Source organism: Rhodobacter maris, from assembly GCF_900217815.1.
Classification (GTDB): Bacteria; Pseudomonadota; Alphaproteobacteria; order Rhodobacterales; family Rhodobacteraceae; genus Rhodobacter; species Rhodobacter maris.
Genome location: NZ_OBMT01000016.1, coordinates 56,789 through 76,923 on the forward strand (window position 1 = coordinate 56,789; position 20,135 = coordinate 76,923).

Annotated in this window: 26 protein-coding genes; 14 read left to right on the forward strand and 12 right to left on the reverse strand. The window is 64.2% G+C overall.

Going from position 1 to position 20,135, the window contains the following annotated elements:
• The first annotated feature begins 47 nt into the window (after positions 1-47).
• From CRO22_RS16140 to CRO22_RS16150, 3 genes are all read left to right on the forward strand, one after another.
• Positions 48-992 (forward strand): rhamnan synthesis F family protein, encoded by a 945-nt coding sequence (locus tag CRO22_RS16140; RefSeq protein WP_176518671.1) that lies wholly within the window; start codon positions 48-50, stop codon positions 990-992.
• A gap of 43 nt (positions 993-1,035) precedes the next feature.
• The gene (locus CRO22_RS16145) at positions 1,036-2,166 is read left to right on the forward strand and encodes a rhamnan synthesis F family protein (protein WP_176518672.1); all 1,131 of its coding nucleotides are present in this window, start codon (positions 1,036-1,038) and stop codon (positions 2,164-2,166) included.
• 191 nt (positions 2,167-2,357) lie between these two features.
• Complete coding sequence (locus tag CRO22_RS16150; RefSeq protein WP_097071188.1) at positions 2,358-3,419, forward strand: YeeE/YedE family protein; 1,062 nt, start codon at positions 2,358-2,360, stop codon at positions 3,417-3,419.
• On the opposite strand, the gene CRO22_RS16155 is transcribed toward CRO22_RS16150, so the two are convergent.
• From CRO22_RS16155 to CRO22_RS16195, 9 genes are all read right to left on the reverse strand, one after another.
• Complete coding sequence (locus CRO22_RS16155; protein ID WP_097071189.1) at positions 3,392-4,300, reverse strand: MBL fold metallo-hydrolase; 909 nt, start codon at positions 4,298-4,300, stop codon at positions 3,392-3,394. The genes CRO22_RS16150 and CRO22_RS16155 overlap by 28 nt on opposite strands.
• 16 nt (positions 4,301-4,316) lie before the next feature.
• On the reverse strand, positions 4,317-5,576 hold the full coding sequence (locus CRO22_RS16160) for an NAD(P)/FAD-dependent oxidoreductase (RefSeq protein WP_097071190.1): 1,260 nt from the start codon (positions 5,574-5,576) through the stop codon (positions 4,317-4,319).
• Positions 5,577-5,579: 3 nt separating this feature from the next.
• Positions 5,580-7,274, reverse strand: coding sequence for a thiosulfohydrolase SoxB (soxB, locus tag CRO22_RS16165; RefSeq protein WP_097071191.1), 1,695 nt, complete (start codon positions 7,272-7,274; stop codon positions 5,580-5,582).
• A 57-nt stretch (positions 7,275-7,331) separates the two neighbouring features.
• A complete protein-coding gene (soxA, locus tag CRO22_RS16170) occupies positions 7,332-8,204 on the reverse strand; it encodes a sulfur oxidation c-type cytochrome SoxA (protein ID WP_097071192.1) in 873 nt (290 codons plus the stop codon).
• Between the two features lie 17 nt (positions 8,205-8,221).
• Positions 8,222-8,551 (reverse strand): thiosulfate oxidation carrier complex protein SoxZ, encoded by a 330-nt coding sequence (gene soxZ / locus CRO22_RS16175; RefSeq protein ID WP_097071193.1) that lies wholly within the window; start codon positions 8,549-8,551, stop codon positions 8,222-8,224.
• Between the two features lie 13 nt (positions 8,552-8,564).
• Entirely contained in the window at positions 8,565-8,984 is a 420-nt protein-coding gene (gene soxY / locus CRO22_RS16180) for a thiosulfate oxidation carrier protein SoxY (RefSeq protein ID WP_097071194.1), read from the reverse strand.
• 27 nt (positions 8,985-9,011) lie between these two features.
• Positions 9,012-9,485 carry a sulfur oxidation c-type cytochrome SoxX gene (gene soxX, locus CRO22_RS16185; RefSeq protein WP_097071195.1) on the reverse strand — a complete coding sequence of 158 codons (474 nt, stop codon included), beginning with the start codon at positions 9,483-9,485 and terminating at the stop codon, positions 9,012-9,014.
• A 118-nt stretch (positions 9,486-9,603) separates the two neighbouring features.
• A complete protein-coding gene (locus CRO22_RS16190) occupies positions 9,604-10,161 on the reverse strand; it encodes a thioredoxin family protein (RefSeq protein ID WP_097071196.1) in 558 nt (185 codons plus the stop codon).
• An 8-nt stretch (positions 10,162-10,169) separates the two neighbouring features.
• Positions 10,170-10,907 carry a cytochrome c biogenesis CcdA family protein gene (locus CRO22_RS16195; protein WP_097071197.1) on the reverse strand — a complete coding sequence of 246 codons (738 nt, stop codon included), beginning with the start codon at positions 10,905-10,907 and terminating at the stop codon, positions 10,170-10,172.
• A gap of 121 nt (positions 10,908-11,028) precedes the next feature.
• On the opposite strand from CRO22_RS16195, the gene CRO22_RS16200 reads away from it, so the two are divergent.
• From CRO22_RS16200 to CRO22_RS16210, 3 genes are all read left to right on the forward strand, one after another.
• The gene (locus tag CRO22_RS16200; protein WP_097071198.1) at positions 11,029-11,391 is read left to right on the forward strand and encodes a hypothetical protein; all 363 of its coding nucleotides are present in this window, start codon (positions 11,029-11,031) and stop codon (positions 11,389-11,391) included.
• Between the two features lie 91 nt (positions 11,392-11,482).
• A complete protein-coding gene (locus CRO22_RS16205) occupies positions 11,483-11,851 on the forward strand; it encodes an ArsR/SmtB family transcription factor (protein ID WP_097071199.1) in 369 nt (122 codons plus the stop codon).
• Between the two features lie 44 nt (positions 11,852-11,895).
• On the forward strand, positions 11,896-12,462 hold the full coding sequence (locus CRO22_RS16210; protein ID WP_097071200.1) for a DUF302 domain-containing protein: 567 nt from the start codon (positions 11,896-11,898) through the stop codon (positions 12,460-12,462).
• Positions 12,463-12,492: 30 nt separating this feature from the next.
• On the opposite strand, the gene CRO22_RS19075 is transcribed toward CRO22_RS16210, so the two are convergent.
• Both CRO22_RS19075 and CRO22_RS16220 read right to left on the reverse strand, forming a co-directional pair.
• Positions 12,493-13,581: an alpha/beta fold hydrolase gene (locus tag CRO22_RS19075; protein ID WP_217991914.1), complete on the reverse strand. Its 1,089-nt coding sequence runs from the start codon at positions 13,579-13,581 to the stop codon at positions 12,493-12,495.
• A gap of 122 nt (positions 13,582-13,703) precedes the next feature.
• Positions 13,704-14,588 (reverse strand): fructose bisphosphate aldolase, encoded by an 885-nt coding sequence (locus CRO22_RS16220; RefSeq protein ID WP_097071216.1) that lies wholly within the window; start codon positions 14,586-14,588, stop codon positions 13,704-13,706.
• A gap of 264 nt (positions 14,589-14,852) precedes the next feature.
• Here CRO22_RS16220 and CRO22_RS16225 point away from each other — a divergent pair, with 264 nt between their 5' ends.
• From CRO22_RS16225 to hemP, 8 genes are all read left to right on the forward strand, one after another.
• Positions 14,853-15,326 carry a hypothetical protein gene (locus CRO22_RS16225; protein ID WP_217991915.1) on the forward strand — a complete coding sequence of 158 codons (474 nt, stop codon included), beginning with the start codon at positions 14,853-14,855 and terminating at the stop codon, positions 15,324-15,326.
• A 211-nt stretch (positions 15,327-15,537) separates the two neighbouring features.
• On the forward strand, positions 15,538-16,665 hold the full coding sequence (locus CRO22_RS16230; protein ID WP_097071202.1) for a patatin-like phospholipase family protein: 1,128 nt from the start codon (positions 15,538-15,540) through the stop codon (positions 16,663-16,665).
• Between the two features lie 66 nt (positions 16,666-16,731).
• Positions 16,732-17,073 carry a zinc ribbon domain-containing protein YjdM gene (locus tag CRO22_RS16235; RefSeq protein WP_097071203.1) on the forward strand — a complete coding sequence of 114 codons (342 nt, stop codon included), beginning with the start codon at positions 16,732-16,734 and terminating at the stop codon, positions 17,071-17,073.
• A gap of 95 nt (positions 17,074-17,168) precedes the next feature.
• On the forward strand, positions 17,169-17,366 hold the full coding sequence (locus tag CRO22_RS16240; RefSeq protein ID WP_097071204.1) for a PLDc N-terminal domain-containing protein: 198 nt from the start codon (positions 17,169-17,171) through the stop codon (positions 17,364-17,366).
• A 62-nt stretch (positions 17,367-17,428) separates the two neighbouring features.
• A complete protein-coding gene (locus CRO22_RS16245) occupies positions 17,429-18,172 on the forward strand; it encodes a hypothetical protein (protein ID WP_097071205.1) in 744 nt (247 codons plus the stop codon).
• 6 nt (positions 18,173-18,178) lie between these two features.
• A complete protein-coding gene (locus CRO22_RS16250; RefSeq protein WP_097071206.1) occupies positions 18,179-19,204 on the forward strand; it encodes an AI-2E family transporter in 1,026 nt (341 codons plus the stop codon).
• Positions 19,205-19,287: 83 nt separating this feature from the next.
• Positions 19,288-19,464 (forward strand): hypothetical protein, encoded by a 177-nt coding sequence (locus CRO22_RS18935; protein ID WP_176518673.1) that lies wholly within the window; start codon positions 19,288-19,290, stop codon positions 19,462-19,464.
• Between the two features lie 65 nt (positions 19,465-19,529).
• Complete coding sequence (gene hemP, locus CRO22_RS18940) at positions 19,530-19,685, forward strand: hemin uptake protein HemP (RefSeq protein WP_394341503.1); 156 nt, start codon at positions 19,530-19,532, stop codon at positions 19,683-19,685.
• Between the two features lie 186 nt (positions 19,686-19,871).
• Here the strand turns inward: hemP and CRO22_RS19080 are convergent.
• Positions 19,872-20,135: hypothetical protein (locus CRO22_RS19080; protein WP_217991916.1), on the reverse strand; the 264-nt coding region annotated here is incomplete at its 5' end.

Sequence of the window (20,135 nt, forward strand, 5' to 3'; positions counted from 1 at the left end):
GAACAAGCGCGAAATATGCGGTCTTCCTCATTTACCAGCCCGGGCCTTTGCCCGGCTCGATTCTGGAAACCTGTCGGTATCTGGGAGCGAACGACTACTCGGTCGTGCTGGTTTCGAATGGCGCGTTGCCGCCAGCATCCCGCGACAGCCTGCGCCCGCACTGCCGTTCCATTCTGGAACGACCAAATTTTGGATATGATTTTGGTGGGTACCGCGACGGTATCCATTTTCTCCAGCGCCAGGGCCTCTCCCCCTCCCACCTGATCCTTCTCAACGACAGCATCTGGTTTCCGATGGTTTCCGACAGCCAGGTGATCGGGCGGCTCGAAGCCTCTGCTCTCGACGTTTGCGGGTTGCTCCTGCGCCCGCGCAGGCGCGGGGAAGCGAAGCGGGCATTCGGGCGGCGCCATCAAGCAACAGGGCCTTCGGAATTCCTCGAATCCTATCTGATTCATCTGCGCCAGCCGGTCTGGGAGAGCGAAACCTTTCGCCGGTTCTGGCGAGATTACAAGCAGAGCAGCTCCAAATGGCTGACCATAAAACGCGGCGAGATCGGCTTTTCCAAAGCGCTGCAGGCGGGCGGCTTCTCTGTCGGCGCGCTTTCTGGCCTCACCGCTTTCATCGACGCGATCAGCCAGCAGGGCGCGCCCTTCCTCGACAAGGCGCTGCACTATGCCGCCGCTCCCGGCATGGCGTTTCCGACAACGGTGCCGGAACTCGCTGAATTCGGCCAAGAGGGGGCGCCGTCAGACCAGAAACGAGCCTATATCATCGCGATCGCGTGTCGGGAGCGGTTCAACGCCTCTTTCTGCTGGGCAACCGAAACGCTTTTCGAGACGCATTTCGTCAAAAAACACAACAGCGCCCTGTTTCGGATGTCGCGTGAAAAATATCTGGAAGCGATCGATGCAGGCGATATTCGGGCCGATGCCCCGGCGGCGCTCGAAGAGATCCGACGCCGCGTGCACGCGGCAAGAGGCCTGGAGAGCTGAGCGCGTTGCGGCGATCAGGAGTTACAATCAAGGAGCGGTCCACATGATCCCGGGATGGAAAATCAAACGGGAAGCCCATCGCCTTCTCGACCAGATCGCGAGCATTCCGCGCAAGATCCTCGAAATGTCTGATCGCAAGCGCTATGATGCAGAGCGGTGGGAAAAAATCTCCGTCACCGAGGGCCGGGGCGCGCCCGGAGACAAATTCGCGATATTTCTGATTTACCAGCCCGGGCCGCTTCCAGGCTCAGTTCTCGAAACTTGCGAGTATTTTTGCAGACACGATTACAACATCGTTCTCGTTTCCAACGGGACGCTGCCGGATGCTTCTCGCGAAAGGTTAAATGCATGCTGCAGATATATTCTGGAGCGCCCTAACTTCGGATATGATTTCGGTGGCTATCGGGATGGTATCCATTTTTTGCTCGGCAAGGCCGTTTCACCTTCGGATCTGGTCATCCTCAACGACAGTATCTGGTTTCCGATGGTGGCCGGCTCCGCTGTTCTGCCGCGTATCGAATCCCTTCAGTCCGATATTGGCGGCTTGCTGATGAGCCCACGAAGAATAGGAAAGCTGCGCAAGGTGACGCGCCTTCTGTCGCGGCGCAAGCCGCCGTTCGAGTTTCTGGAATCTTATTTCATTCACTTGCGTCGCCCGATATGGGAAAGCACGGCTTTCCGTGATTATTGGCAGACTTATGAGCAAAGCAGCTCAAAAGCCGTGACTGTAAAAAAGGGCGAGCTCGGATTTTCTCAGGCGATGGCCGCGGCGGGTTTTTCGCTCGACGCCTTGCTGCGGCGCGATCTTTTCATCGAAGATATTCGCAAGAGGCCGGAATCCTTCCTCGACAAGACGCTCAAATATGCCGCTTATTCCGATGCGCCGTTCCGGGAGGCCGCGAAAGACCTTGCAAGCGGGAAAGGTGGCGCGGAGCTGTGCGAACGCAAACGAGCGCATGTGATCGCGGTTGCGTTGCGTCGGCGCGTGAATTCTTCATTTTGTTGGGCGACAGAAGAAATTTTCGCGACGCATTTCATCAAGAAGCACAATGGTTTCCTGTTCCAGAAGTCGCGTGAGAAATACATTGAGGCCGTGGATGCCGGCGATATCGTAGTCGACGCCCCCGCGGCGCTGGAAGAAATTCGACAGCGGGTCGCGCGCGACAAAAAGTGATGGCGCCGCGGTCCGACGAGTTCGACACGCGAGACCTAGCCAGCGTCCCTCACGGCGGAGCCTAAACCACTGCGGCAAGCGCTCTGATCTCGGCCCGCTATCGCACCGGACGGATGACATCGTGCCGCTTCTGCGGCACGATGGAGGCCTGCCCCGGAGCATAGTGCGGCGGAGGGAACGGGAGAACCCTGATGGATCTGGTGTCGCTTCTGGATCGGGTCGATGAACCGGCGCTCTCGGCTTTGTTCGGGGTCGTGACCGGTGCCGTTTTCGGCATTGCCGCACAGCGCTCCGCCTTCTGTCTGCGCGCCGCCACCGTCGATTTCGCGCGCGGGGCGCTCGGGCGGCCGGTGGCGGTCTGGCTTCTCACCTTTTCGACCGCGCTGATCTGGGTGCAGGGGGCGCAGCTCGCGGGGCTCTTTCGTTCCGACGAAGCGCGGATGATGGCCGTGACGGGAAGCTGGTCCGGCGCGATGCTGGGAGGGGGGCTCTTTGGCATCGGCATGGTGCTTGCGCGCGGCTGTTCGGGCCGGCTTCTGGTCCTCGCCGCGACCGGGAACTTGCGCGCGCTGATCTCGGGGCTCCTTTTTGCGGTCACTGCGCAGATGGCGCTCCACGGCTGGCTCGCGCCGCTGCGGCAATGGCTTGCCGGGCTCTGGGTGACGCCCGGCGGGCGCAATCTGGAGATCTTCACCGCGGCGGGGCTGCCCCGTGGCGGCGGGTTCGCCCTGGGGATCGGCATTGCCGCGCTCGCCCTCTGGCTGGCGCGGCGCAACCGGATCGGGCTTGGGCCGCTCGTCTTTGCTTCGGGCGTCGGGTTCGCCGTCGCGCTTGGCTGGGTGCTGACCTTCTCGCTTGCGCAGGTGGCGTTCGAGCCGGTCATGGTCACTTCCGCCACCTTCTCGGGACCATCAGCCAACACATTGATGTTTTTCCTGCTCCCCGATCCGCGGCTCGATTTCGACATCGGGCTCGTACCCGGGGTGTTCCTTGGCGCTTTTCTGGCGGCGGCGTTGGCAGGGGAACTGAAATTTCAGGGCTTCGAGCGCGAGAGTCAGATGCGACGCGCGATGTTTGGCGCGGTGCTGATGGGGTTCGGCGCGATGCTGGCGGGGGGCTGTGCGATCGGAGCGGGGGTTACCGGCACCTCCATCGGCACGGCGACGGCCTGGCTCGCGCTCCTTTTCATGTGGCTCGGGGCGATGGCGGCGGACCGGCTCGTCGATCAACCTTCAAGCGGGCGGAAGATGTAGCCGCCCGCGGGCGCGCGTTCAGCCCGGCCGAGGCCGCCTGCGGGCAGGTGATAGCCGATCAGCACGAGATCCGTGTCGGCCACCTCGGCGAGCAGCCGGATCCGGGTGGCCGCGGCCGCCGCGATGTCCTGATCCGAACCGGTGGGCCAGTCGGGCCGCTCGAAGGCGACATGATGGTTCGAGAGACAATCGCCCAGAACCAGCGCCGGGGTGGGCTCGGCAAGCGCATAGGCCATGTGGCCGGGCGTGTGGCCGGGGGTGAGCCGCGCGGTGATGCCGGGCAGCACTTCCGCGCCATCTTCAAGAAGCGTCAGCCGTTCTCCCAGAGCCGCGAGCCGCCGCGCCGCGCCCACTGCATAGCCCTTGCGCCCCTCGTCAATGCGGGCGACGGTTTCGGGATCCATCCAGAATGCATGCTCGATCCGACCCATCATATGCACGGCATGACCGAAGACGGGCTCGTCGAAGTCGTCGAGCACGCCCCAGAGATGATCGGGATGGCCGTGCGTGAAGAGCACATGGGTGATGTCTTCAGGCCCGAGGGTCAACGTGGCGAGCGCCTCGAACAGCTTTCCGGCGCTGGGTTGGAAATCCGGCCCGGCGCCCGCGTCGAAGAGCACGGTATGCTTGCCGTCACGATAAAGCGTGACATTGCAGGGCGGATCGAAGCGGTCGAGGCTTTCGCCATACCGCGCGAGGAGTTCGTGCAATTCTGCTTGCGGCATCTGCCCGAAAAGGACCGTGGGCGAAAGCACGAGCGCGCCGTCTGACACTGTGTCGATCCGCGCGCCCCCCAGATCGAGCGTCGTTGTGGCCCAGAGCCGCGGCGGGGCGCCGAGCGCGGCGGTGGCGGCAATCAGGACGTGGCGGCGGGTGATCATGGCGCTCCTTTCCGGCTCAGCCGAAGATGGCGTGGGTGAAGGCCTCATACCAGCTTTGCGCTTCCTCGAGAGTCCTGCGACGGGTGGCGGTATCTTCGTTGGCCGCAGAGATGAAGCTCTCCACTTGCGTGATGCCCTCGGGGCGCGGTTCGTAGAGCCCGCCGAGCTTCACGGCATCGCCCGGTGCCAGCACAGACCAGCAGATATTGGCATAGTGATCGGGCAGGGGCGCGCGGCCAAAGAGATCGGCGCGGAGCGCCGCGGCAGCCATTTCGGCTTGCGAATGCGCGGCAAAGGCCCCCTTCGGCATTGCCCCTTGCGCGCTCGCATCGCCCAACACCCAGATCTGCGGATCGGTTTTCGCGCGCATCGTGAACGGGTCGACCGGCACCCAGCCCGCGGCATCGGTGAGCCCGGCGATCCGCGCCAGCGCACCGGCCCTTTGCGCCGGGATGACATTGCAGACATCGACCTTTTCCGCCGCGCCCTCGACCAGCACTTCCATCGTTTCGGGGCGCACGGCCACATCCGCCGCGCCGAACTCCGGGCCGAACCATGTCACCATGCCGTTGGTGTATTTCCCCCAACCATCCTCGAACAGCGTCTGCTTGGTGAAATGATCCTTCGGGTCGAAGATCAGGATCTTCGCCGTCGGATTGATCTTTTTGAACCGCTGCGCGATCAGGCTTGCCCGTTCATAGGGGGCGGGCGGGCAGCGGTAGGGATTGGGCGGCGCGATCAGCGCAAGCGTGCCGCCCTCGCGCATCGTCTCGATTTGGTGTTTGAGAAGCAACGTCTGCGGCCCGGCCTTCCAGGCATGGGGCATGATCTCGGCCACCTCTTCCGACCAGCCGGGCACCGCCCCGGGCACGAAATCGATCCCCGGAGAGAGCACGAGCCGGTCGTAATCGCGTGTCGCGCCCGAGGCGAGCCGGAGCCGCCTTTGCGCCCGGTCCACCGCGATGACGCTGTCGATCACCACTTCGGCGCCCGCCCTTGCAAGCCCCTCATAGCCGAATTGCAGGCTCTCGAACGGCCTGAGCCCGCCGATCACATGGTTGGAGAAGAAGCAGGTGGTGTAGCGCGGGGAGCGTTCGATCAAGGTGACCGCGATCCCGCCCTCCTCGGCGAGCAGCCGCGCGCAGGAGGCGCCGCCCGCGCCGCCCCCCACCACGACGACGCGCGGCGGGGACTGGCCCAGCAGGGCCGGGGCCGCAAGAGAGGGCACGAGCCCCACCGCAGCGGCCAGCATCCGGCGGCGAGAAAGTGCGCCCATGGCTCAGATCCCGGTGACGCGGACGGCCTCGGAGGGTGTCACCCGCACCGTGCCAAGCTTTTTCACATGCGCCTCGATCACATCCCAGATCTGCGGCCCCTCCGTGCCCTCGGTCACCGAGGCCCAGCCCGCGACCGTATAGGCGCGCCCGGGCTCGACCGCGGCACCACTATCGGAAAGCTCCATGGCCGAAATCCGGCTGCCGATCGGCTGGCGGACATCGCAGGCGAAACGAAGGCCGCCGACCCGCACCATGTCGCCGCCCTGCTGGTAATAGGGATCGGTGTTGAAGATGTTGTCGGCCACGTCTTCGAGGATCGTCTTGAGCGTTTCGCCCGTCATTTCCGTGCGGTAGCACTGGCCATAGGTCATCGAGGTGACGGCGTGGATATCCTCGCGGGTGATCGCATCGCCCGGCAGAAGCGAGGGCCCCCAGCGCACGCCGGGAGAAAGGGCGATCTCGGCATCGCGTTCGGAGCGGATCGCATCGCAGATCAGATCGTCCCATGTGCCCTGAAAATTGCCGCGCCGATAAAGCAGGCTCTCGGTGGTGCCGATCTTTTCTTCTGCCTCGGCCTTGAAGGGCGCGCGCTCGGCCTCGATCAGCGCCGCCATCTCGGGGTCGGGCGGGAGCGCATCGGAAAAGATCGGGATTAGCTTGTGGCGAAAGCCCATCATGCGGCCATCACGCACGTCCAGATCAATGCGGGAGACGAATTTTCCCATCGAGCCCGAGGCGATCAGGATCGTCTCGCCGATCAGCACCGGTTCTGGCACGGCGTCATGGGTGTGCCCCGTCAGGATTACATCGATCCCCTTGACGCGGCTCACCATCTTGCGGTCGACGTCAAAGCCGTTGTGGCTCAGGCACACCACGAGATCGGCGCCTTTCGCCCGCACCTCGTCGACCATCTGCTGCATCCGCTCCTCGCGGATGCCGAAGCTGAACTCGGGGAACATCCATTTTGGATTGGCAATTGGCAGGTAAGGGAAGGCCTGACCGATCACCGCCACCTGCACGCCGCCGCGTTCGAAGATCGTGTAGGGCGCAAGCGCGGGCTCGTCCCATTCCACGTCAAACACATTCGCGCCGAGGAAGGGAAAGTTGAGCCCGGTGTCGACCAGATCTTTCACGCGGTCCGCGCCAAAGGTCCATTCCCAATGCGAGGTCATGGCATCGACACCGAGAAGGTTCATGGCATTGACCATGTCCTGCCCTTTGGTGCGCAACGAGGTCATCGAGCCGTGCCACGTGTCGCCGCCATCGAGCAAAAGCGCTTCGGGCCGCGCCGCGCGAATGGCCTTGACCACAGTCGCAACCCGGTCAAGCCCGCCCATCTTGCCGTAAGCCCGCCCGAGAGCAGTGAAATCCTCATAGGTGAGGGCATAGGCCTCGGGGCTCTCGGGGCGGATGCGGAACATCTCGAGGAAGGCCTTGCCCACCACATGCGGGGGCTGGCCGCGCACCGCGCCCACGCCGATGTTCCACTCGGGTTCGCGAAACCAGACCGGTTTCATCTGCGCATGGAGATCAGTCAGGTGGATCAGCGTCACATTGCCGAAATCCTCGAAGGCCAGCAGGTTTTCCGCATTGAGCGCCTGTTGTGCGGCCAGCTTGGACCAGTTGCCCACGCCCGAGCCACCCCAGAGGGCAGAGGCGGCGAGCGAGGCTTGCAGGAATTCGCGCCGGGTAATCATCGGCTCCTCCTCATACAAAAAGCGCGGCCACCTCGGGACGGGCGGCCGCGCCAGCGGTCAATGGCGCACCGACACGCCTTCGACCGAAAGCCCGTTGCCGCGCGAGGCGACATAGAGCTCAAGCGCCTTGAACTCGGGCGAATTGGGTTTGAAGGTCTCGGCCCGCGTATCGCGCACGCAGCCGACAAAGCGCTTTTGCGCCGAAAGCAGGCCCGCATCCTTCAGCCGATAGACCGGGAAGCCATTTGTCTGCCCCTGGCTGAGGTGGTCGGCCCGGATCATATGGCCGAAATACTGCTCGTGGCAGTTCGCGCAGGCCATCTCAAGCTGGCCGTAACGGGTGTAATAGATCTCCTTGCCCTTCTCCCAATAGGGAGCGGCGGGCCCGTCGATCGCCACATTCACGGCCATGCCGCGCGACTGCATGGAAATGAGCGCGAGCATGTCCGACATGTCGGTGGAGGTCCAGTTCCAGCTCTCAAGCCCCATGCGCTGAGTGAGGCAGGCGTCGATGTAATTCTCCATCGTCATCAACGCGCCGGTCTTTTCATCCACTCGCGGCGTGACGGCGCGCAGGCCCTTGAAGGCCTCCGGCCCGCCATGGCAGGAGGCGCAGCTTTCGCCCTTCGCACCGATCGGCGCATTCCATTTGTCGCGCCCGCGGTCGACGAAGACCATGCCGGGGTTGTCGAAATCGTCGCGCTCGAGCGCGCGCGTCTCATCGTTGCGGAAGCGCCAGCCGGAATAGATCGTCTCCAGCACACCCTTGAGGTGGTCGGGGGCGGGCGCCTCGGTGACGATCTCCACCGGGCCATTTTCCCCCTCGATGACCAACTGGTCATCGACCGGGTTCGCATGACCGGGCAGGGCGAGCGCGGCAAGGGTCAGAACTGGCGCGAGAACGGCCGCCGTTTTGCTTTTGCATTGCATTGGCTTTCCTCCGCCCGTCAGGCCAGGGCGATCGGCTTCGTCTCGGTGTAAACCGAGCCGTCGTCGTCATACCATGTGAAGAGAAACTCCCCCGCCGCATCGACGCGGGCATCGAATTCGAAATAGGGGTTCGTCGAGACCGACGGGTTGATCGCCACATCGATCACATTCGCTCCGTTCAGATCGCAGGTGAAGCGGTGGATGATCGAGCGGGGGATAAGCTTCCCCTCGCTGTCCTTGCGCTGGCCGGTTTCCATCTTGTGGCTGATCAGCGCCTTGATCGTCACCACCTCGCCTGCGGCGGCGGTGGTGGGCACTTTCACCCGCGGTTTTGCGTCTTCTGCCATGATTTCCTCCCCTTCAGCCGCCGCAGCCGCCGATCGTGACCTTCACGGTCGATTGCGCCTGAACCACCGAGCCATCGGCCATTTTTGCGAGCGCGATGACATCTTGTGTTTTCGCCAGCCGGATCCGCGTGGCGGCGCGCTGGCTGCCCGCAGCGGGACCAAAGGTGAAAGTGGCGACCGAGGGCTCGGGGTTGCCCGGCGCGATCAGCATGATCGCCACCGCGCCCGGCGCCTCGACCGCGATCGGCACGGTGTTGCCATTTTCCGCAATCTCGGGGGCGGTGAGGGTAATGCCCTCGCTGCCCGGCGTTGCGCCTTGCGCAAAACTTGCGGTCAACTCCTCGACTGTTGCCGCAAGGCTGGCGCCCGGCAGCGCCGCTGCGGCCAGCGTGCCGAGCCCGAGCCAGAGCGCTTCCCGTCGTTTGAAATCCATTCTGTCCTCCCTTTATCGCCCTCGGGCTCAGTCTTTCAGCGTCAGCACGAAGGCCAGCACATCCTCGATTTGCGCCGCCGTCAGGATCGGTGGCAGCGGCTCTGTTGCGGCTTTGCCGGTGTAGGCGTTGCCGGGCCGGATATAGCCTTCGGTTTTATAAAAGGCGGGCATGAAGCTGCCCTCGAACGTGTGCTTGGAATTGGCGATGATGCCGCGCAGTTGCGCTTCTGAATAGCGGCTCGCCGCGCCGTCGAGTGCGGGGCCGATATCGCCCGGAAAGGGCACATCGGGCAGCGCGCTGACAAGATGGCAGGCGACGCAGTTTCCGAGCGCATTGGTGGTCATCACCTTGACGCCCGCCTCCGGGTCGCCCGGCATGCCGGTGAGCGAGGCCGCCACCGCGCCGCGTTCGAACTGCACCGCTTCGGGCAAGGTTTCAGATAAAGCCGGGCCTGCGGCGGCCAAAGCCACCGCAACCGCCAGCGTGAGCCGACGTGTCATTTTTTCCTCCCTGAAGTCTCCCTGATCAAACGATACTCAAGGTTTCTGCGCCGGGGCAACAGAAATATAAGAATCCGCGAATATAACTATATATCGTTTTGCGGCAGAGACTTACGCGTCATTCCTGCGCCGTCATCCGGCGCGCGACATATTTTTGGAAGTTCTCGCCACTCTCGTAGCCATGGTCTTTCACCCAGGTGAGCAGCGCCTCGGTCGTGCCCTTGCCAAAGGCGCCGGGCATCATCGCCACGGCGGCTTGGGCTGCTGTTTTGCCTTCGGGCACCTCTTCCGGCAGGAAGATCATCGTGGGCGTGAACATCACCCCCCAGCGCATGGCCATCTCTTTTTCGGTGGCCGTGGTGCCGTCGAAATCGGTCACCTCGACATCGCCAAAAAGGTTGAGCTGCACGACAAAGTAATGCTCCCGGATCAATGCGTCGATCGCCGGATCGGGAAACACCTCCTCGTGCATCTTCGTGCAATAGATGCAGCCGCGCTGTTCGTAGATCAGCAGCAGGCGCTTGTGCTCGGCATTGGCCTCGGCCAGATCCTCGCGCAGATCCTTGAAGGTTTCGCGCAGCCAGTCGGGCTTGTGCAGCCCGTCCTCGCCAAGCTCCGCCCCGAGGGCGGGGAGGGCGATCAGCAACATGGCGGCAAGCGTGGTCAGTCGGATCATGGTCCCTCCTAACGGAGCATCGTGCTCCAGTCGAAATGGCGGATCAGCCAGTCGGAGATCCGGTTCACCGATTGCGTGGCGATGAGCAGGCCGAAGAGGATCAGCATCACTCCCATCGCTTTCTCGACATAGCCCATCAGCGCGCGATGCCGCGCGACCCAACCGAGGAAGGGCGCGGCGAAGAGGGCCGCGAGTACGAAGGGCAGGGTCATCGAGAGCCCGTAGACCAGAAGCAAAAGCCCGCCGCGCATCAGATCCCCCATGCCCGAGGCGACCATCAGGATCGCGGCGAGCGCCGGGCCGACGCAGGGCGTCCAGCCGAAGCCGAAGGCGAGCCCCATCACATAGGCGCCAATGAACGTGGTGGGTTTGGCCTCGGTTTCGAGCCGCGCCTCGCGATAGAAAAGCCCGATTCGCAGCACGCCCAGAAAATGCAGTCCGAACAGGATCAGCACCGCCGCGGCGACCCAGGAAAGCTTGTCTTTCCACTGTGCAAACGCCTGGCCGAGTGCGGTGGCGCCGAGCCCCAGCAAAACGAAAATGGTGGTCACGCCAAGCGCAAAGAGCACCGCCTGAACCACAAGCCGCGCCTGTGCGCCGGGGGCAAGCGTGCCGCCCGCGCGCAATTCCTTCACCGAAAGCCCCGCCATGTAAGACAGGTAAAAGGGCACCATCGGCAGGATGCAGGGCGACAGGAACGATAAAAGCCCCGCCAGAGCGGCGCCGCCAAAGGTCACGTCGAGCATCGCCCCTCCCTGAACCATGCCCTTGATGTCCCGAAAGCGGCGCTCCCCTCCCTGACAGCGCGCCTTGCCGAAATGGCCGGGATTTATTAGTATATTTCTATGTCTCGATAAGGCTGTCAACATGCTCCTGCGTGCACTTTGTGTTTTGCTTCTGCTTGCCCTGCCGTTTCGGGCGGGGGAGTTGCGGCTGATGATGGTGGAAGAGGCGGGCTGTGCGTGGTGCGCGCGCTGGAATGCCGAGATCGCGCCCGCCTATCCGCGCTCCAGCGAGGGGCAGGTGGCGCCGCTATTTCGCGTCGATCTGAAAGCGCCGCTGACGGAAGGCGTCATCATTGACCGCCCCGCGAGCTTCACGCCGACTTTCATCCTGCTCTCCGATGGCACCGAGACCGGAAGGATCGAGGGCTATCCGGGGGCGGATTTCTTCTGGCCGATGCTCGATGCGCTGATCCGTTCGGCACAAGTTCCCGCGAACCGCGAGTGATTGCGCCTGCCTGCAAAGATAAGTTGCAGGTAACGGTTTTGCAGTTGCACCCGATGCCGCGCTGCGGCAGGAAGGGGCGGGAGGAACCGCAATGGCCATCGCGCAGATCCGCAGAGACGTCGATGCCCTGCCTGAGGCGCCGGCGTTGCCCGAAGGGCTTGAGGGGCTGATTTCTGCCGCGGAACCGGCAGCGAATTTCCTCAAGGCGCTGGGCCACGACGGTCGGCTCTTGATCCTCTGCCACCTCTTGCGCGGCCCTCGCAGCGTCACCGAGCTGGAAAACCTGCTGGCCGCGCGGCAGGCGGTGGTGAGCCAGCAATTGGCGCGGCTCCGGCTCGAAGGGCTCGTCGCCGCGCGGCGCGAGGGGCAGACGATCTTCTATTCCCTGCTTGACCCGAAGGTCGAAGAAATGCTCCGATTGCTCTGCCGGCTTTACAGCCCGCCCGCAGCCATGCGCTGACCCTTCGGGGAGGGGCCGGGTCCGGCACTGCTCGGGGAGGGAAAATGGGATTTCTGCGCAATATCCTCGCCCTTTTGGGCCTTTTGGTGCTTGTCGGCCTTGGCTGGGGGGCAATGACCTTTCGCGGCTTCGACCCGGCGGCGGGGCGGCTTTATCTGAACCTTGCCGGGGAACTGGCCCGGAGCGGCAATCCGGCCGAGGCGATGGTCTGGAAGCGCGAGGTGGCAGAGGGGCTGAGCTATGAGGAGGTCGACGAGTCGATCCGCTCGCTCGCGATGGATCTCAACATCCGCGATGTCGGCGCGCTGCCACTGGGCGATCAGGTCGCGGCGATGAAGGGCGCGCCCTGGCGCAAGCTGAAAGTCTATCTTTACTGCAATCCGCTCACCGCCGCGGCGATGGTCGATTATGCCACCGCCTATGCCGCCTGGTTGCCTTGCCGCGTGAGCCTTGTGGAAGACGAACAAGGGCGGCTCTGGCTCTACACGCTCAACATGGATTACATGCTGCACGGTGGCCGCCCGCTGCCCGCCGATGTCGCCGCGCAGGGCGAGGCGGTGCGCAATTCGATCCTGTCCCTGATGGACAAGGCCGCCGAGGGCGATTTCTGAGCCGGACCAGAACTCCGCCCGGAACCCGGCTCAGGCGGAGGGCAGGTAGGTGGTGACCGGTTTTACCGCCTGCCCGTCGGTCCAGCGGCCCATGTCGAAGCTGAGCGCATCGGCGCGGATGCCCGCGACCACCTGATCAAGCCCGTGCCAGAGGTAATACCAGTCAAGCGCATCCTCGCTGCCCACGCCGTCAAGGAGCACGGTCGCGGCGAGCGGGGAGAAAAAGCTCGTGTCAGTCGTGGCCTGTTCGTGATTGGCGAAAAGCCCGGGGCAGCCGTGGATATCTGTCTGCGACAGATACATCTTCTTTTGCGTCGTGGCGATCCAGCCAAAGGGGATGCACCAGTTTTCCTTCGGCACGATCCAGTCCGAGCCGCCATGCAGGATCGCCACCGGCATGGTGAGCGCCTGCGCGGTCAGGCGCAGATCGACATCGTTCTGCACCTGCTTGAGCGCCTTGCCCATCTGCCCGGGCGCGGCGGAGGCATCATTCGTCGGGATCGGATCGGCGGTCACCACCTGCACCGGCATCAACTCGGCCGGATAGCCGTCGCGGGTGACGTAATAGGGCCAGCTCAGCGCGAAGAGCCCGCCGAGCGAATGGCCGTAAACATAGCTTTCCACCGCCGCGCCGGGGCCGAGGCCGACCGCGGTATAGGCCGCAGAGACAGAGTCGAGCGCGTTCTTCAGCCAGCGCTCCTGCGAGGGCCGCCCCTCGCCGATCACCTCGTCAAGAAGTTCGGCCAAGGTCATCAACCGGTCGGGCGGGAAGCTGCAAAAGCCGGTCTGGAAATTCGGAAAAAACACCCAGTAGCCCTGTTTCACCAGATGCTCGAGATGGGCGCGGTAGATCTGCGAGGCGCCCAGCACGAAGCCATGCAGGAAGATGACTGCCTTCTGTCGCCCACCTGCATCAACAAAGGGCCTGTCGGGGCAATAGACCTCGACATAGCTGCCCTTCTGGCATTCGCCGAAACTTGAGACCGTGAAGCCCGGCGAGCCATAAGCATAGGCGGGCCTTGCGGGCGGGCGCGGGCGCATCCAGCCGATCCCGCGGCAAAGCGCGGTCTGGGCAATGGCAACAAGGGTCGTGCGCAGAATGCTGAACAGCATCTCCATGGCTCGGTCCTCCCTGAGAGGCATTCAGGAAAGGGGGCGGAGCGATTCCGGTCAAGAGCGCAGGCCATGCAAAGGGCCGCACCCCGGAAGGCACGGCCCGAAATTTGCACCTGGTGCCGGGCTCAGCCGGCGATCGAGGCGCGATAGATGCTGTCGATCGCTTCGCCGATGGCGGCGTCGAATTCGGCGTCCGACATCTGTGCGGTGAGCCCTTCAGTCAGCGCGCGGCTGAAGGACGCGATGATGCCGGTGTTGCGTGCGAGGATCTCGTTCGCCTCGGCGCGGGCATAACCACCCGAGAGCGCGACGAGCTTGATGACCTTCGGGTGATCGACGAGCGGCTTGTAGAAATTGTCGATCGTCGGCAGGGAGAGTTTCAGCATCACCGGCGCCGAGACGGTTTCGAGCCCGGCAAGCAGCGCATCGCGCAGCATCGTCTCGGCATCGATCTTGTCGGCGATCGAGATCGTCACTTCCGGCTCAAGGATCGGCACCATGCCAGCCGCGAGCACCTTCTCGCCCAGTTCGAACTGTTGCGCCACGACCGAGGCGATGCCCATCGGATCGGCGGCGGAAATCACCGAACGTTCCTTGGTGCCGAAGATACCCTGTTCGGCGGCGCGCTCCAGGAGCGCCTCAAGGCCCGGGATCGGCTTGAGCATCTGGCAGCCGTCCTTTTCCTCCTCGAGCCCCTTGTCGATCTTCAGGAAGGGCACGACGCCGCGCTTTTCCCAAAGGTACGTGGCGGTCGGGATGCCTTCGACATCGCGGTCCATGGTTTGCTCGAAGAGGATCGCGCCGACCACTTTTTCACCGGTGAAGGCGGGCGAACGAATGATGCGGGCGCGCATCTCGTGGATCAGGTCGAACATCTCGGTTTCGTTCGAATAGGCATCCTCGCCGATCCCGTAGAGTTTCAGCGCCTTCGGCGTCGAGCCACCCGACTGGTCGAGCGCGGCAATGAAGCCCTCGCCCTTCATCATATGTTCCATCATCGTCTTCGCCATCATCGACCCCCGATTTCGAGCCCGGCTTCCCCCGGGCAGCTCTTTGCACGTGCAGCACCGGGTTAAACGCTTGTGCCGGTGAAGGCAATTCTGGTTTCGCTAACGTCGCTGCCCTGGCGCGTTGCGGGCACAACACCGGCGCAGGCGCGCGGGGTGCGGATTTGTCGCGACGGGGCCGAAGCCGGTCCGGTCCGGTCCGTGTTATCCTTGCGCCAGAGAGCCTTGGAGCCGGAATGCGGCGGAACGGGGGGGGGCGCGGTGCCGATGATCCGTTTGGCGATGATCCTTGCGATGCTCGCAGGCCCCGTTTTCGGGGCGGCGCCGAAATCGGCCTGCTTCTGGTTGAAGCTGGCGCAGCCCGAACTGGTGCTGGGCGCCCCGGTAACGCTGACCCGGGGATTTTCGCGCCGCATCGACACGATGTCGATGTCGCTCTGCACCGCGCAGACCGCGACAGGAGAGCAACTGGCGCTGCTCTACCGGGTGACACCGGACGAGCCGCGCAGCCTAGACGCATTGGTGCAGGAGCATTGCGCCGAGCTTGGTGCGGTGATGGGGCCTGCGCCGGCGTTCGAGCTTCTTGATCTAGGCGCGGCGGCGCTTTGGGAGGAGACCCTGCATCAGCTCACTGTCTGGAGCCATGACGGGGGGCGGATGATGGTGCTGACCTTTTTCGGGGCGCAGGCGCGCCCCCGTTGCATCGCCGTCGCAGAAGCGATTCTGGCGGCGGGCGGCTGATGCCACTGCGGCGAAAGAGCCTCCCTGCGCGCTCTCGTCGCAGGTGGGGCAGGCTGGACGGGCGGGCGGCGGCGGCGTTAACTGTAGCGCGCCGCACTTGAGAGAGGCGGCATCAAGACCGGCCGCCGAGCTGCGGCTGGCAGACCACTGAATATGAGTCATCGGCCCCGGGCTGGCCCCGGGGGTGTCATCTGACCTCAGGGGGGTATCCATGCCATTCGGGACTGAAGGACTGCAAGACGGCATCGGGCTCGCGCTTTCCGGCGGCGGGTTTCGCGCGGCGTTGTTCCACCTTGGCGCGCTGCGGCGTCTGGTGGAGTTGGACGTGCTCACGAAAGTGGACCGGATTTCCTCGGTCTCGGGCGGTTCGATCGTCACCGGGCGTCTTGCCGAAGTCTGGGACGATTTCGCCGCCGCCCCGGGTGTCGCCAGCTTCGAACGGCTGGTCGGTGATCCGGTGCGCGCCTTCTGCGACCGCTCGATCGATCTGCCGGCGATTCTGAAGGCAGCGGCGAATCCCTTTTCCTCGGCAGGCGATATGCTCGAAAAGGCCTATGCCGAGAGCCTGATCACCAAAAGCCTCGATGCGCTGCCAGACCGCCCCACCTTTGTCTTCAACGCCACGAACCTGCAGACTGGGCGTAACTTCCGCTTTTCGAAGAAATACATGGGCGACTGGCGGATCGGCCTCCTGCCGGGGCCGCTCCTGCCCGTGGCGCGCGCGGTTGCGGCCTCCTCTGCGTTCCCGCCGTGGTTCGCGCCGGTCACGCTGTCCCATCCCGGCCCGTTCGAGGCGGTCGAGAGCGCCGATCTGAACAGCAACCCCGCCTATACCCGCACCATCCGCCTCGCCGATGGCGGGGTCTATGACAATCTCGGGCTCGAAACGGTCTGGAAGCGCTGCAAGACCGTGCTTGTCTCCGATGCGGGGGCGCATTTCCAGCCCACGCCGCATCCGGGGAGCGATTGGCTCTCGCAGGCGATGCGGGCCTATGACATCGTCACCGACCAGTCGCGCGGCCTGCGCAAGCGCTGGCTGATCGACCAGTTCGTTGCCGAGCGTTCGGACGACGGCAAAGCGCGCCGCGGCACCTATTGGGGGCTCGAAACCAATATCGCGCATTATGGCCTGACCGATTCGCTGCCCTGCGCGCCCGCGGTGACGGGAGAGCTTGCGCATCTGCGCACCCGGCTCAATCATTTCACCGATCGCGAGAAGGGGATGCTGATCAACTTCGGCTATGCGCTTGCCGATGCCGCACTGCGCCGCCACACGCCGGAAATTGTCGAAACCCATATGCCCGCGATCTGGCCTTATCCGGCCTACGCGCTGGGCTGAGCCCGGACCCCGCGTTGCGACAATTCTTTGCTGGCGCTGTGCCGGGGCAGCGGCTAAGGGGACGTCATGAGCGATACCTTGCCCCCATGCCCCGATTGCGGCTCCGCCTATACCTACGCGGTGGACGCCCTCCTTGTCTGCCCCGAATGCGGGCATGAATGGTCTCCCGCCGCTGCGGGCGAGGGGGAGACGGTGGTGCGCGATGCAGTGGGCAACGTGCTCGCGGATGGCGATACGGTGACGGTGATCAAGGATCTCAAGGTCAAGGGCTCCTCGCAGGTGGTCAAGGTCGGCACCAAGGTGCGCGGTATCCGGCTGGTGGACGGCGATCACGATATCGACTGCAAGGTTCCCGGCATCGGCCAGATGGGGCTGAAGTCGCAATTCGTGAAGAAGGTTTCTGACTGAGCCCGCGGCGCCAGCGCGACATCCGGAATACCCTGTAACGGAACCATTTTGGTGCCGCGACGTTGCCTCTGAAGCGAGCTTCAGGGAGAACGATCATGGATCTTTACAACGTCACCGGCATTGGCGGGCTTCTGCTTCTGGTGCTGGACCTCTGGGCGCTCATTTCGGTGCTTGGCTCGGGCAATTCGACCGGCAACAAGCTCCTATGGGTGCTGCTCATCCTGTTTCTGCCGCTTCTGGGATTCATTTTGTGGCTTCTCGCCGGGCCGCGTTCGCGCGGGCGCGCCGTGTAAATGCCTTGTCGAATGGTCTTCGCGCCCCATCCTATGAAGCCCGCCCAGATCAGGAGCCTGCCATGAGCCAGACCGAAGATTTCCGCGACACCGGTCCCGAGGCGCCCCGCCTTACCGCGCGCGATGTGCTTTTGCCGATCGCCTGGGTTACGGCCGGGCTGGCTCTGGGCGCGGTGGCGCTGTTGCGGCGCAATCCCGGTGAGGAGGCGGAGCGTGCCGCGCCTACGGCGCCCGGGGCGGATGAGGACTGGATTGACAGCGCCCGCACGGCCCGCGCCGAGGCGCGCGAGAAGTTGCTCGCGCTTTACGAGGAGGGCCGGGCGAGTGCCGAGGCCAAGGCAGAGATTGCGGCAGAGATGGCACGCAACCTCGCCGAAGCTTTTCGTGAGGGGCTTTCCGAGATGAGCAGTGAGACGGCCGACCGGATCGCCGAAGCCCGTCAGCGCAGCTGGGAGGAGCAAGAGGCGCGCCGTGCGAGCGCCCGCGCGCGCAACGAGCGGATGACGCGAGCGGCCGAAGAGACGGTCGAGGCGGTCTCCGCCGCTGTTGCGCGCGAGGCCGCAAGAGCACGACAGGGAGCGCAAAACCTTGTTCGCCGGGCGGGCGTTGCGGCGCAGGAAGGCAGCGAAGCGCTGGCCGACAGGGTCGACGAAGCGCTGGATGCGACCGAGGCGGCGTTGCGCCGGGCCGCGCGCGCTGCCGCGCCGGAGCCGGAGGAGGTGACGCCGCCCGAGCCGCAGACAGACCACGCCCGCAAGCGCGGCGCGAAACCGGCCCCGAAACGCCGCCCGAAAAACGCGGTCTGAGCCCCGATGGAGCGCGCCGCCCAGCTTGCGTTGGTCGCGCTTGGCACGATTGCGACCGTGGCCGCCCTCGCGACACTGCGCGATCTGGCCGCCCCGATGGCCCTCGCGCTCGTCTTCGGTGTCGTTCTCTCGCCGCTCTCCGACTTTTGGGAGCGGATTGGCCTCTCCTCCGCCCTCGGCGCCGCGCTGAGCCTCGTGCTGACGCTTGCCTGTCTCGGCACGCTCGGGTTGTTGTTGCAACCCCTGGTGAGTGATCTTGTTGCCCAGGCGCCGAAGGTCTGGGCTGACAGTCAGGCGCTTCTCAAGGCGTTCCGCGATCTGCTCAAGGGAGTGCTCGACGCGAGCCGCGCCGTTTCGGGGGCAGGAGCCGGAGAGGCCGCCCTGCCGCAGGGCATGGTCGGCCTGCCCTCGCTTTCGGGCGCGTTGATGATCGCGCCGCAGATCGCAGCGCAGTTGCTCACCTTTATCGGCACCTTGTTTTTCTTCCTGCTCACCCGGATCGAGATTTACGACTGGGCCGCGCGGCGGCTGGCAAGCCCCGCCGGCCGCGGTCAGCTCGCGCAACGGCTGCGCCATGCCGAAACCACCGTCTCGCGTTATTTCCTTACCATCACGCTGATCAATGCGGCCCTCGGACTAGCGACGGCAGGCGTGATGCAGTTGATTGGCCTGCCCGGCGCGCTCTCCTGGGGGATCGTCGCCTTTGTGCTCAATTTCGTCGTCTATCTCGGTCCCGCAGCTACCGCCGTGGCGCTGGTTCTGGCGGGCATCGCCGCTTTCGACGGTGCGGCAGCGCTCTTTCCTGTTGCCGCCTATGGCGCCCTGATCACACTTGAAGGCCAGTTCGTCACCCCCGCGCTGGTCGGGCGCCGTATGGCGCTCAACCCGCTTCTGGTCTTCGTGGCACTCCTGTTCGGGCTCTGGCTTTGGGGGGCGATCGGCGGCATCGTCGCTATTCCGCTCATTCTCTGGGGCGTTGTGTTGCAAAATGGCGCTGCTGGCGCCCCGCGCTCCGCAGAAGATCTGCGCTGAAGTAAATAACCGAGTAAAAAAATCAGCTTTACATAACCAAGTGAATCAGTCAGGATAATGTCATCGCGAACAAGGAGCCGCCGATGACCCCTGTTTCATTCTTTTCCCAGGCTGTGCCGATGCTGGCGCCTGAACTGGCCGAGCATGAACCCTTCGGTCTCACCGATCTGATGGCTGCGCTGTGCAAGGGGCTGGTTGCTCCGCCCCTTTCCTGCGCCGGTCTCGAGGCGATGATCGACCGGGTGGAGATGCGCGGATGACCCTGTATCAACCGCTGACCGCAAGTCCTCAAGGCGCTAGCCTGCTGTCGCAGGATCGGCCCCGCTTGCGTGCCGTCGCCCCCGCCGCTCTGCCTTCGGCAATGCCTGCGCATGACGCGCGCCATCTGACCCAGGGTGGCAACTTGGCGCAGATCGGCCTCGACGGACAAGTCTATACCCTGCGTATCACACGACAGGGAAAGCTGATCCTGACGAAATAGTCCCCATCAGGATCGCGTCTCATCGCTGACTGGGGCCGGGAGACCGGCCCCTTTTTTCATCCCCCCCGCCTCGGAACGCTTCCCGCGCGAGAGGGTCAAGCTGTCGCGTCCGGCCTTCGCGAGCGAGCCCGCTTGAGGGATTGCACCGCGGATATGGGCGGACGGGGAAGGGAATCGCCCCTCGTTTCACGCCGCGCGGCCGAATCTGGTGCTGCGATTCTTTCGGATCGGGTGTTTCGGCGTTTTTCCGGGCCGCGCTGCCTCAAAAGCATTTCCCAAGGCGCGCGTTTTGCGCAATTTTCTTTCCGCACGATCTTTCCTGCCCGGCGGTGCCGAAAAAATCGAGGGCCATTTCTCAATGAAACAAGGGAGTTTGGCGTTGTGTTGGAAAAAGTTTTGGATTTTTTGTGAAAGGGGGTTGCGGAGGGGGATGGAGATCCGTAGATAGCC